Annotated in this window: 10 protein-coding genes, 1 tRNA gene, 3 pseudogenes and 1 riboswitch; of the genes and pseudogenes, 8 read left to right on the plus strand and 6 right to left on the minus strand. The window is 73.0% G+C overall.

Annotation, left to right across the window (positions count from 1 at the left end; translation table 11 throughout):
- The first annotated feature begins 146 nt into the window (after positions 1 to 146).
- Entirely contained in the window at positions 147 to 737 is a 591-nt protein-coding gene (locus AOK00_RS13595) for a phosphatase PAP2 family protein (protein ID WP_055600565.1), read from the plus strand.
- Positions 738 to 746: 9 nt separating this feature from the next.
- On the opposite strand, the gene sigJ is transcribed toward AOK00_RS13595, so the two are convergent.
- Positions 747 to 1,700 (minus strand): RNA polymerase sigma factor SigJ, encoded by a 954-nt coding sequence (gene sigJ, locus AOK00_RS13600; RefSeq protein WP_079041982.1) that lies wholly within the window; start codon positions 1,698 to 1,700, stop codon positions 747 to 749.
- A gap of 201 nt (positions 1,701 to 1,901) precedes the next feature.
- Here sigJ and AOK00_RS13605 point away from each other — a divergent pair, with 201 nt between their 5' ends.
- From AOK00_RS13605 to AOK00_RS13630, 7 genes and pseudogenes are all read left to right on the plus strand, one after another.
- Positions 1,902 to 2,396, plus strand: a complete 495-nt coding sequence (locus AOK00_RS13605; protein ID WP_055600567.1) for a rhodanese-like domain-containing protein — start codon at positions 1,902 to 1,904, stop codon at positions 2,394 to 2,396.
- A gap of 53 nt (positions 2,397 to 2,449) precedes the next feature.
- Positions 2,450 to 2,523: transfer RNA gene (locus tag AOK00_RS13610), tRNA-Met, on the plus strand.
- Positions 2,524 to 2,628: 105 nt separating this feature from the next.
- Entirely contained in the window at positions 2,629 to 3,369 is a 741-nt protein-coding gene (locus AOK00_RS13615) for a MerR family transcriptional regulator (protein ID WP_055600568.1), read from the plus strand.
- A 49-nt stretch (positions 3,370 to 3,418) separates the two neighbouring features.
- Positions 3,419 to 3,619, plus strand: a pseudogene (locus AOK00_RS40285) (pyridoxal-5'-phosphate-dependent protein subunit beta); the annotation flags it as partial.
- Positions 3,620 to 3,744: 125 nt separating this feature from the next.
- A complete protein-coding gene (locus tag AOK00_RS13620) occupies positions 3,745 to 4,974 on the plus strand; it encodes a PP2C family protein-serine/threonine phosphatase (RefSeq protein WP_055600569.1) in 1,230 nt (409 codons plus the stop codon).
- A 201-nt stretch (positions 4,975 to 5,175) separates the two neighbouring features.
- Positions 5,176 to 5,322, plus strand: a riboswitch (cyclic di-AMP (ydaO/yuaA leader).
- 11 nt (positions 5,323 to 5,333) lie between these two features.
- A complete protein-coding gene (locus AOK00_RS13625) occupies positions 5,334 to 6,485 on the plus strand; it encodes a M23 family metallopeptidase (RefSeq protein WP_055600570.1) in 1,152 nt (383 codons plus the stop codon).
- A gap of 63 nt (positions 6,486 to 6,548) precedes the next feature.
- Complete coding sequence (locus AOK00_RS13630) at positions 6,549 to 7,496, plus strand: aldo/keto reductase (protein WP_055600571.1); 948 nt, start codon at positions 6,549 to 6,551, stop codon at positions 7,494 to 7,496.
- Positions 7,497 to 7,518: 22 nt separating this feature from the next.
- On the opposite strand, the gene AOK00_RS13635 is transcribed toward AOK00_RS13630, so the two are convergent.
- The 5 genes and pseudogenes from AOK00_RS13635 to AOK00_RS40290 all read right to left on the minus strand — a co-directional run.
- Positions 7,519 to 8,847, minus strand: coding sequence for a PrsW family intramembrane metalloprotease (locus tag AOK00_RS13635; RefSeq protein ID WP_055600572.1), 1,329 nt, complete (start codon positions 8,845 to 8,847; stop codon positions 7,519 to 7,521).
- A 67-nt stretch (positions 8,848 to 8,914) separates the two neighbouring features.
- Positions 8,915 to 9,718 carry a tRNA (guanosine(46)-N7)-methyltransferase TrmB gene (gene trmB / locus AOK00_RS13640; RefSeq protein WP_055600573.1) on the minus strand — a complete coding sequence of 268 codons (804 nt, stop codon included), beginning with the start codon at positions 9,716 to 9,718 and terminating at the stop codon, positions 8,915 to 8,917.
- Positions 9,719 to 9,764: 46 nt separating this feature from the next.
- Complete coding sequence (gene lhgO, locus AOK00_RS13645; RefSeq protein ID WP_055600574.1) at positions 9,765 to 10,949, minus strand: L-2-hydroxyglutarate oxidase; 1,185 nt, start codon at positions 10,947 to 10,949, stop codon at positions 9,765 to 9,767.
- A gap of 153 nt (positions 10,950 to 11,102) precedes the next feature.
- Positions 11,103 to 11,764: pseudogene (locus AOK00_RS13650) on the minus strand (MFS transporter); the annotation flags it as partial.
- Positions 11,765 to 11,766: 2 nt separating this feature from the next.
- A pseudogene (locus AOK00_RS40290) lies at positions 11,767 to 11,914 on the minus strand (MFS transporter); the annotation flags it as partial.

Here is an 11,914-nt window from a genome sequence, read left to right on the forward strand (position 1 = left end):
ACCCCCGTCGTCTGTACCCTGCGCCCCGGCGCCCTGCGGGTGCTCGTGCCGCGTCACCGGCCCGGCGTCATCGAGCCTCAGCCGCCCCTGGACTGGCGGCGCATCACCGAAATCGCCTTCCGGACCACTTCGAGGAGCAGCGACTCATGACCGGCACCCCCACTCCCACCACCAACCCCGTCAGGGCGGTCTTCCGGGACCTCCGCGCGATCGACGGGGCCGTCTACGCCGCCGTGGCCGCCACCCCCACGCCCACGCTCGACACGGCCTTCCGCAGGCTGTCGGGCGCGGCGAACCACTCCAAGATCTCGTTCTCCGTGGCGGCCGGGCTCGCCCTGGTCCCCGGCCGGCCGCGCCGCGCCGCCCTGGCCGGCATCGGGGCCGTGGCCGTCGCCTCGGCCACGGCCAACCTGCTGGGCAAGCGCCTCGTTCGCAGGCCGCGGCCGGACCGGGAGGCGGCCCGGGTCGTGGTGAGCCGCCATGTGCCGATGCCTGACTCGGCCTCGTTCCCCTCCGGGCACACCGCGTCGGCGGTGGCCTTCGCGACGGCCGTGGGGGTCGTCTTCCCGCCGGCCGCGGTGCCCCTGCAGATCCTGGCGATGGCCGTGGGCTACTCCCGTGTCCACACCGGGGTGCACTACCCGGGCGACGTCGCCGCGGGCGCCGTGCTCGGCATCGCGAGCGCCGCCGTCTCCCTGACGGCCGTGGCCTCCTTGACGGCCGCCAGGGGGAAGTGACGAGGCGTCTCAGAACGTCGCGCGGGCCAGGTCCTCCTCCGGGAGGTCGAGCGCCGCGAGCCGCTCCGGGTCCGCCAGGACCTGGAGCTCGACGATCCGGTCCCCCGCGATCGTGAACGACATCAGGACGGTCGGACGGCCGTCGGCGACCGCGACGAACGCGGGCGCGCCGTTGACCACGACGGGCAGCGCGGCCTGCCGGAACCTGGCGTACATGAGGGCCTGCGAGATGACGGCCTCGGCGCCCCGGACGACCTTGGAGACGGCCGCGAGCGTCCGTCCGCCGTCCGCGCGCAGCACCACGTCCGGGTCGAGGACGGCGAGCAGCCCCTCGAAGTCGCCGCCCTGCGAGGCGGCGAGGAAGGCGTCGGCGATCTCCCGCTGCCGGCGCGCGTCGGGCCCGGGGGCGGGGGTGGCGTCCTGGACCCGGCGGCGGGCGCGGCTGGCGAGCTGGCGGGTGGCGGCGGGGGTGCGGTCCACGATCCGCGCGATCTCGTCGAAGGAGACGGCGAACATGTCGTGCAGGACGAACGCGAGCCGCTCGGCCGGGCCCAGGGTCTCCAGGACGACGAGGAGCGCGAGGCCGACGGATTCGGTGACCTCGGCCGCGTGCTCCGGGTCGGTGGTGCCGGCGACCCGGACGACCGGGTCGGGGACGTAGTACTCCAGCGGGTCCTCGCGGCGCGAGCCGCGCGAGCGCAGCATGTCGAGGCAGACGCGGCCGACGACGGTGGTGAGCCAGCCGCTGAGGTTCTCCACCGCGCTGACGTCGCTGCGGTTGAGCTTGAACCAGGCCTCCTGGACGGCGTCCTCGGCCTCGCTGAGCGAGCCCAGCATCCGGTAGGCCACCGCCCGCAGGTGGCCCCGGTCGGCCTCGAAGCGGCGGGCCAGCAGGTCCTTGCCGTCGGCGTGGTTGTCGCGGTTCTGGTCCACTCGTCGATCTCCCCGTTCGCGTCCCGTCATGTCGTCATGACGGATCAAACCTCGTCGATGTGACGCCGCCTGTCACGCGCCTGGTGAAGGGGGGTATCGGCGGTCCCGGCGATTCCGGTACGTGAGATCCACGCCGCCTCGCGGCGAACGCCCGGGATTCCCCGGTCCATGCCTCGGAGCGCCGGGGATCCTCCCTTCAGCGCGGTGATCATCATCCGTAGATTGATCCTCATGACGACGACAACTTCGCAGGTCAACGCCGTACTCCGGACCCCGCCGGCCGCTCCCGCCGCCGCTGCCGCGTACTTCGCCGCGAGCCTCGCCTTCCACGCCGATGTCTCCGACGTGGCCTCCGTGCTGGCCGCCGCGGCCGCCGACGGCACCGACCCGGGCTTCGTGGTGATCGACTCCCGCTCGACCGCCTCCTGGGACCAGGGGCACGTCCCCGGCGCCGTCCACCTGCCGACCGCGCTCATCCCCGAGCAGGCCGAGCGGCTGCTCGACCGTTCCGTGCCGGTCGTCACGTACTGCTGGGGTCCCGGCTGCAACGGCGCCACGCGCGCCGCGCTGGCCCTGGCGGAGCTTGGATTCCAGGTGAAGGAGATGCTCGGCGGCTTCGAATACTGGGTGCGCGAGGGCTTCACGTACGAGACCTGGGAGGGGCCCGCGGAGAAGGCCGCGGACCCGCTCACGGCGCCGGTGGACTCGGACGACTGCGGCTGCTGACGGAAATCGATTTCCGGATCGCCCCGGTCATGCCGTAGAGTCATGTTTACCGACGCGGGGTGGAGCAGCTCGGTAGCTCGCTGGGCTCATAACCCAGAGGTCGCAGGTTCAAATCCTGTCCCCGCTACTCAGTAGCAGCGAAGGCCCGGATCCAGTCACTGGATCCGGGCCTTCGTCGTTCCCGCCTTCGCCGCTTGACCTTTACGCAACGTCAAGATTTAGCGTTTTCGGTATGGAGTGGTCGATCCAAGAGATCGCCAAGAAGGCCGGCACCACCAGTCGCACCCTCCGGCACTACGGGGACCGCGGCCTGCTGGAGCCGAGCCGGATCGGCGCGAACGGTTACCGGTACTACGACCAGGCGGCGCTCGTACGGCTGCAGCGGATCCTGCTGCTGCGCGAGCTGGGGCTCTCTTTGCCCGCGATCGCCGAGGTCCTCGCGGGGCAGCGGGACACGTCCGCCGCCCTGCGCACCCATCTCGCGCTCCTGGAGCAGGAGCGCGAGCGCATCGGACGGCAGATCGCCTCGGTGCGGACCACTCTCCACAAGACCGAGAACGGAGAAGAACTCATGGCCGACGAAGTGTTCGACGGGTTCGACCACACGGTGTACGAGGAGGAGGCCACCGAGCGCTGGGGCCGCGACGCCTACGAGAAGGCCGACCGCTGGTGGCGCTCGCTCACCGCCGTGCAGAAGAAGATGTTCATGGACGAGCAGTCCGGCATCGCCCGCGACTTCGCGCGGGCGCTCAGGGACGGTCTCGCCGCCGACAGCGACGAGGTGCAGGCGATCGCGTGGCGCCAGGTGGCGTGGCTGTCCACCACCACGACGCCGACCAAGGAGCACCTGATCGGTCTCGGCCGCATGTACGTCGACGACCCGCGCTTCACCGCGAACTACGACAGGCACGGTGAGGGCACCGCGGTCCTCGTCCGGGACGCGCTGGAGATCTACGCGGAGCGGAACCTGTAGCCCGGCTGTCCCGGCCGCCGCAGTTCCCGTCGCCGCCGGAAGTCCCGGGCTGCGGCCCGGCGCTCCGATCGTCGAGTCGACCTCCGGGACCCTCGGCCTCGGCCTCGTCCTCGCCCTCTCCGGGGTCCTCCACGGTCATCCGGTGCACGTCGTCACCGACCCCGGCCTCGAACCGATCGTCGAGCGGATGCTCGTCGCCCACGGCGCCCGGGTCCATGTCGTACCGGAGCCGAGCCCCACGCGCGCGTGGCCGGGCCTTTCCCCGGGCCGTACGCCAGTCGGCCCCGTGGGAGTCGCCGCCCAGGGCGGCGGCGGCCACCCTGGGAGGGCGCGGTACGGGCCGCGGCCGGGTACGGACCGGGCAGGAGAGCACAGGTGGGGCACCCCCCAGGAGCGAACGGCGGGAGGCGGGGCGGCGCGAGCCGCCGCCCGTACGGGGGCGCCCGGCGGTTCCTCCGGGCGCTGCCGCCGCTGATCATCGTGGGCGGTGTCTTCTTCGACGTCCTGACGCCGCCCAGGTACAGCGCGGCGCCGATGTTCTCCGCCGCCCCGCTGATCGCGGCACCGTTCTTCTCCACCCTCACGACGCTGCTCACCGGGATCGCGGCCGTCCTGGCCTCCGTCGGGCTGCACTTCTACAACGGCACCGCGACCGAGATCCCGTCGCTCACCGAGTTCCTCACCGTGCTCACGGTCGCCGTGCTCGCCGTGCTCATCAACCGGGTCGTCCTCCGCAGCGGCGAGCGGCTCGCCTCGGCGCGGGTCATCGCGGAGACCGCGCAGAAGGCGGTGCTGCCGACGCCCGCCGAGCGGATCGGCGGGCTGCAGTGCGCGGCGCGGTACGAGGCGGCGCAGGCGGACGCGTTCATCGGTGGTGACCTGTTCGCCGTCCAGGACACCCCCTACGGGGTACGGCTCGTGGTCGGCGACGTCCGCGGCAAGGGCATGGACGCGGTCGAGGCCGTCGCCGTCGTCATCGGGGCGTTCCGGGAGGCGGCCGAGCAGGAGCGGACCCTGGAGGGCGTGGCGCAGCGGCTCGAACGGGCCCTCGCCCGGGAGGGCACCCGCCGGCACGGGCTCGACGCCTTCGAGGGGTTCACCACGGCCGTGCTCGCCGAGATCCCGCGCGGTGGCGGGGGCGGCACCTTCGACGGTTTCGTACGTGTCGTCAACCGTGGGCACCCGCCTCCGCTGATGCTGTACGCGGACGGGCGCCTGGACACGATGGAGCCGGGCGAGCCGGCGCTGCCGCTCGGCATGGGCGATCTGGCGGCGTGGCCGGACCGGGCCGAGGCGCGGCCGTACCCGCCGGGCGCGACGCTGCTCTTCTACACCGACGGTCTCTCGGAGGCGCGGAACGCCGAGGGCGTCTTCTACGACCCGGGGGAACGGCTCGCCGGGCGGATCTTCCCCGGACCCGAGGAACTGCTCGACGCGCTCGTGGACGACGTACGGCTGCACACCGGCGGCGGGTCGACCGACGACATGGCGCTGCTCGCGGTGAGCCGTCCGGCGACGGGGCAGCCGGAGCGGCGCCGGACGATGCCGGTGGTGCCGCAGGGCGGGCCCGGATCGCCCGGCGGCGGGTCCGGTCACCGGCCGTAGTCACGAGGTGTCACTGCGATAACAATTGACGTAACGTCAGATCGCGAGGGTTTGGGCATTCCTTGCTGAAGCGGGGTCAACTCGGACCATTCCGTCCCAATTCAGTGAATGATCAAGAGGAACAGCTTGGAATCGGCACCCCGTGTCTATTAACGTTCGATAACGCAGCGCGGTCGTCCCAGCCGTCGCAAGAGGCGGCACCGTGCGCACGCGCCGAATCCTGAAAAGGAACCGGGGAACCACTACTTGGGGTGAATCGGGCCTTTCGCACTTGTGCGACCGTGCCCGTAGGAGACCTTCCTGCTCCGAACCCGTCAGCTAACCCGGTAGGCGAGAAGGAAGGAAAGGAGCGCGCCTTCGTGGCGTCCAACACTCCCGCACCCGAAGCCCCCTTCGATGCCTTCGGTGGTGGTGCGGGTCCTGCCGCTCCGGACACCGAGTGGAACCCCACCGAGGGATCCCTCCGCGCCGAGAGCCGCTCCGGCGGCCGCCACCGTGTCGTCAAGCAGCGCTCCAACTTCGCCCGTTCCTCCACCGTCCTCGGCGTCGGTGTGATCGCGGCCGTCGGTGCGGGTGGCCTCGCCACCGCGCAGGAGAAGCCCCCGGTGGCCATATCGCTCCCGGACCTCAACCTGCCGGACGCCCACGACCTCCCCGGTGTCGGCGACCTCCTCCCCGAGGAGACCCAGGAGACGGTCAGCGCGGCCCGCGCCAACCCGAACCCGCTCACCAGCGCCGCGTACGCCACCGTCGACGACGAGCAGGGCACGAAGACCCCGCGGATGCAGCAGGCCGGCCTGGTCACCCAGGACGGTCCGGCCGCGCAGGCCGCGTCCGGCGCCGGAGACGCGGGCGAGGCCCTGCGCGCCCGCATCCTCCAGCAGGCCGAGCAGCAGCAGGCCTCCGCCGACGCCGCGGACAAGGCCGCGGCGGAGAAGGCGGCTGCCGAGAAGGCCGCCGCTGAGGCCGTGGCCAAGGCCGACGCGGCGGAGAAGGCGGCCGCCGAGGCGAAGGCCAAGGCCGAGGCGGAGGCCAAGGCGAAGGCGGAGGCCGAGGCCAGGGCGAAGGCCGAGGCGGCGGCCGAGGCCGAGCGCCTCGCCAAGCTCGCCGCGAGCTACACGCTGCCGCTCTCCTCGTACAGCCTCAGCGCCACCTACATGCAGTCCGGCTCGATGTGGTCCTCCGGCTACCACACCGGCCTCGACTTCGCCGCCCCCACCGGCACCCCGCTCAAGGCGGTCCACGGCGGCACCATCAAGTCGGCGGGCTGGTCCGGCTCGTACGGCTACCGCGTCGTCCTCGAACTCTCGGACGGCACCGAGATCTGGTACGCCCACATGTCCTCCATGACGGTCTCGGCCGGCCAGACCGTGGGCACCGGCGAGACGATCGGCCGCGTCGGCGCCACCGGCAACGTGACCGGCGCCCACCTCCACATGGAGGTGCACACGCCCGGCGGCTCCGGCCTCGACCCGGCGGAGTGGCTGCGCTCCAAGGGCCTGAGCCTCTGACACCCCGGCTCGCCCCGTTGAGCTGACGGAATAGGCCCGGTGGCGCGGACGGTTGTCTCGACCATGACGACTCTCCGCCCGCTGGGCAGCTCCGACCTGCACGTCTTCCCGCTCGCCCTGGGGGGCAACGTCTTCGGCTGGACCGCCGACGAGGCGCAGTCCTTCGCCGTCCTCGACGCCTACACCGCCGCCGGCGGCAACTTCGTCGACTCCGCCGACGTCTACTCGGCCTGGGCCGAGGGCAACGAGGGCGGCGAGTCCGAGACCGTCATCGGCCGCTGGCTCGCCGCGCGCGGCAACCGCGCCGATGTCGTCGTCGCCACCAAGGTCGGCGCCCACCCCCACTTCAAGGGACTGTCCGCCACCACCGTCAAGGCGGCCGCGGAGCAGTCGCTGCGCCGCCTGGGCACCGACTACATCGACCTGTACTACACGCACTTCGACGACGAGTCCGTCCCCGTCGAGGAGATCGTCACCGCCCTCGACCAGCTGGTGAAGGACGGCACCGTGCGGGCCGTCGCCGCCTCCAACATCTCCCCGGAGCGACTGCGCGCCTCCCTCGACTTCGCCGAGTCCGAGGGCCTCGCCCGGTACGTGGCCCTCCAGCCGCACTACAACCTGGTCTCCCGCGACACCTACGAGGGCCCGCTCCTGGAGACCGTCGAGAAGGCCGGCCTCTCCGCCGTCCCGTACTACGGCCTCGCCTCCGGCTTCCTCACCGGCAAGTACCGCCCCGGGACCCCCGTCGACAGCGCCCGCGCCGCCGGCGCCGGCAGGCACCTGGACACCGAGCGCGGCCGGGCCGTGCTCTCCGCGCTGGACACCGTCGCCGAGGCGCACGGCGCGGAACTCGCCACCGTCGCCCTCGCCTGGCTCGCCTCCCGCCCGACCGTCGCGGCACCCATCGCCTCGGCGCGTACGGTCGAGCAGGTCCCGGCGCTGGTCGCGGCGGCGGAGCTCACGCTCACGGACGCGGAACTGACCCTCCTGACGGACGCCTCGGGGATCTGACCCCGGCCTCGTCCGCCTCCGGCTAGCTGCGGTACGGGTTGAAGCCGTCGTAGTCCAGGTACTGCGGCGGCGCCCAGACCTGGCCCGTCGCCCGCGCCGCGTACGTGAGGGCGGGGGAGGCGACCGCCCGGCGCTGCCACAGATGGTGCAGCAACTCCTGCTCCCGGGCCGGGAAGTCCGGCCCGGCCGTGCCGCGCCGGGCCCGGTCCCGCAGGAACGCCAGGGTCGTCGCGAAGGACTCGTACTCCCCCACGGCCCGCGCGGCCGGCGGCCCGTACGTACGGGCGGCGAACGAGCGTGCCAGCTGGCGGGCGCGCATCGAGGAGAGCGCGAGCGGCTCGGCGGGGGAGAGCCAGCCGGCCGCCGCGTACGCCGGGAGCTCGCCGGATATCGTGCGCAGCTCGCGCTGCCGGCTCCAGACCGCGAGCCAGGTCAGCAGGCCGAAGGCCGGGACCATGAGAGCCCCGTACACCGCGTAGAAGGTCAGCGGGCCGCCGAAGGTGGCCGAGCCGTTCCAGGCGGCGTGCAGGCCCATGGCGAGCAGCAGCCCGGCGAGCGGCAGCAGCACCCGGCGCAGGCGCTTGCCGCGCGGCGCGAGGGCCGCGAAGCCGAAGCCGATGCCGGTGAGCACGGTGAAGAGCGGATGCGCGAACGGCGACATGACGACCCGGACGAAGAAGGTCGCAGCGGTCACCGAGCCGAGGCCGGTGGAGCCGAACTCCTGGTCCTCGCCGAAGGCGTTGCCGAGGTAGAGGATGTTCTCGGTGAAGGCGAAGCCGGTCGCGGTGAACCCGGCGATCACGACCCCGTCGACGAGCCCGCCGAAGTGCTTCCTGCGGAAGAGGAAGAGCAGCAGGATCGCGGCGGCCTTCGCGGTCTCCTCCACCACGGGCGCGACGACGGTCGCGCCGAGGGTGTCCGCCGAGGTGGGATCGGCGGTGGCCGTCGCGATCCAGCGGACCGCGAAGGAGTTCGCAAGGATCGCGACGAGCGCGGCGGCGAAGGCGCCCCAGGCGAACGCGAAGAGCAGGTTCTTCCAGGGCCCCGGCTCGACCCGGGCGAGCCACCGGAACGCCGCCATCAGCAGCGGTACGGGAAACACGGCGAGGCCCAGGCCGACGAGGAAGCCCTCGGTGCCGGTCTGCTCCCGGACCAGCCCGAGGATGAACAGCGCGCAGATCGCGAGCACGGTGACGAGGGCGACGGCCCGGACCAGCCGGCTGCGCCAGAAGTCCCGGCGGGGCCGGTAACGCCACTGGGACCGGTCGGCGGCGGCCGGGAAGGCCGGCTCCTCGGTGTCCCGGTGGGGGACGGGAGCGGCACCGGCTTCGGTGGGGACGGGGAAGGACACGTGAGCGACCCTAACGACCTCCACCGACAGCCGGAAAAGGGTTGAGACGCTTTGCTTCCCCCGGAGGTCACTTCCTCCGGAAGAGGAGATCGTTCACGACGTGGCCCTTGTCGAGCCCCTGCCCCTCGAAGCGGGTGAGCGGCCGGAAGTCGGGCCGCGGCGCGAAACCGCCGTCGGCCTGGGTGTTCTCGAAGTCGGGGTGCGCGGAGAGCACCTCCAGCATCTGCTCGGCGTACGACTCCCAGTCGGTGGCACAGTGCAGCACGCCGCCGGGCTTGAGCCGGGTCGCGAGGAGGCTGAGGAACTCGGGCTGGATGAGGCGCCGCTTGTGGTGGCGGGCCTTGGGCCACGGGTCCGGGAAGTAGACGCGGCAGCCGTCGAGGGAGTCCTTGTCGAGCATCTCGCGGAGCAGGATGATCGCGTCGCCGTTGGCGACCCGGACGTTGGTCAGGCCGTTCCGGTCGGCGAGGCCGAGGAGATTGCCCTGGCCGGGGGTGTGGACGTCGACGGCGAGGATGCCGGTGCCGGGGTCGGCGGCGGCCATCTGCGCGGTCGCCTCGCCCATGCCGAAGCCGATCTCGAGGACGACGGGCAGCCCGTCGAACATCTCGCCGAGGTCGAGGACCCGCCGGCCGTCGATGTCGAGACCCCAGTCGGGCCACCGCTTCAGCAGGGCCTCGGCCTGACCGGCGGTGACGCGACTGCGCCGCGGCTGGAAGCTGCGGATCCGCCGCTCGTGATGAGACCCGGCGGGATCGGGCAGGGGGCCCTCACCGGGCGCGAACCGCTGACTGCCCCGCTGCGAGACGGGCCGTACGGACTCGGCGGGGTCGGCGAGGGGGCGCGCGATGTTCTCTGGCTGCTCAGACACAATGCCCCGATTCTACGGCGAACCCCGCGCCCCCCGGGGCGAAGGGCTACAGCCGCGCCAGCGCCCTCCCCGCCACCTCCCGGCCGATCGGCAGCGACGCCGTCGCCGCGGGCGAGGGCGCGTTCAGTACGTGGACCGTCCGCGGTGCCTCGCGGATCAGGAAGTCGTCGACCAGCGTCCCGTCCCGCAGCACCGCCTGCGCCCGCACCCCCGCGTCCGCGCGCCGCAGGTCGGACTCCGACACCACCGGCAGCAGCCGCCGCACCGCCTCCGTGAACGCCCGCTTCGACACCGACCGCCGCAGCTCACCCGCCCCGTACCGCCAGTGCGACCGGGCGATCGCCCACGAGCCGGGCCACGCGAGCGTGCCAGCCAGCTCGCGCGGGCGGACGACGGACCAGCCGTACCCCTCCCGGGCGAGCGCCGGCACCGCGTTCGGCCCGATGTGGACGCCGCCGTCGATGCCACGCGTCAGATGCACCCCGAGGAAGGGGAAGGCCGGGTCCGGCACCGGATAGACGAGTCCGCGCACGAGCGAGGGGTCCCGGAGCTCGTAGTACTCGCCCCGGAAGGGAACGATCCGCATGCCCGGGTCGTCGCCCGCGAGCCGCGCGATCCGGTCGCAGTGCAGCCCCGCGCAGTTGACCAGGACCCGTGCCCGCACCACCCGGCCGTCCGCCGTCCGCACGGCGACCCCCCAGGGCCGCCGGTCGATGACGGTGACCTCCGCGCCGTACAGGATCCGGGCCCGGGAGGACTCGGCGAGCCGCCGGGACACCGCCCCGTAGTCGCAGATGCCGGTCGTGCCGACGTGGATCGCGGCCAGGCCCCGCACCCGGGGCTCGTACTCGCTGATCTGGGCGGGTCCGAGCTCGCGCACCGGGATGCCGTTCTCCCTGCCGCGCTGCACGAGCGCGTGCAGCCGGGGCAGCTCCTCGCGCGCGGTGGCGACGACGAGCTTGCCCGTCACCTCGTACGGAATGCCCCACTCCGCGCAGAACTTGACCATCTCGGCCGCGCCCTCGACCGCGAACCGGGCCTTGAGCGACCCTGGCCGGTAGTAGATCCCGCTGTGGATCACCCCGCTGTTGCGCCCGGTCTGGTGGCTCGCGAGCGCGTGCTCCTTCTCCAGGACCGTGACCCGGGTGCCGGGAGCGGCGCGCGTCAGGGCGTACGCCGTCGACAGACCGACGATCCCGCCGCCGATCACCAGCACGTCACAGTCAAACACCAGCGCCACCTCCCACCCCCGATAGTGCACTGGCCCACTGACAATCCCGTGAAACCTCGCGCGACGGCACGAGACGCAGGTCACCCCGACGCAGGGCATGCCGAAGCGGGGCACGCCCCTCGCGGCGGGGGCGACGAGCGGCGCCCCCGCCCCTCACGCCGGTGCGACGAGCAGCGGCCTGGCCCGCTCCCGCAGCTCCATGACCCGGGGCTCGTCCCCGTACGGCTCCAGCCGGTGCAGCAGATCCCGTACGTACTCCGTCGTCCGCGCCGACGAGATCCGCCCCGCCACCTCCACCGCGCGCGTGCCCGCCGCGCAGGCCGCGTCCAGGTTGCCCGACTCCAGCTCGGCGACGGCGGAGACCACGAGCCGCAGCCCGTGCGAGCGGACGAACTCCTCCGTCGGCCGCGACAGCGCCTGCTCGGTGAAGCGTCGCACCTCGCGCGGCGCCTTCAGATCGCTGTAGCACTCGGCGGCGTCGGCGCAGAACCGGTCGTACGAGTAGAAGCCCAGCCAGGTCGGGTCCCCGTCGCCCTCGCGGGAGCGCTCCAGCCAGCCCTCGGCGGACTTGAGCGCCGCCGCCGCGGCGACCCCGTCACCGGCCTTCGCGTGCGCGCGTGCCTCGACGAGCCGGAAGAAGGACATGGTGCGGGCGGTGGCGAGCCCCCGGTTCCGTTCGAGCGCGGCCTGGGCGAGGTCGACGCCCTCGTCGGCGAAGCCCCGGTAGGTGGCCTGGAGGGACATCGAGGCCAGGACGTAGCCCCCGAGGGGCACGTCGGCGGCGGCGCGGGCGAGCCGCAGCGCCTGGATGTAGTNNCCGAACAGGGCCCGGCCGACCTCGTCGGAGTACGAGGCGAGCAGCAGCGGGGCCGCGTCCACGCGTAAGCACTCGGGAACCATGGACGAACGCCAGTCCCCGCCGCCGTACTTGGAATCCCAGCGCCGCGCGTCCTCGGCGGCCTCGC

The sequence above is a fragment of the Streptomyces aureus genome, assembly GCF_001418135.1.
Lineage (GTDB): Bacteria > Actinomycetota > Actinomycetes > Streptomycetales > Streptomycetaceae > Streptomyces > Streptomyces aureus_A.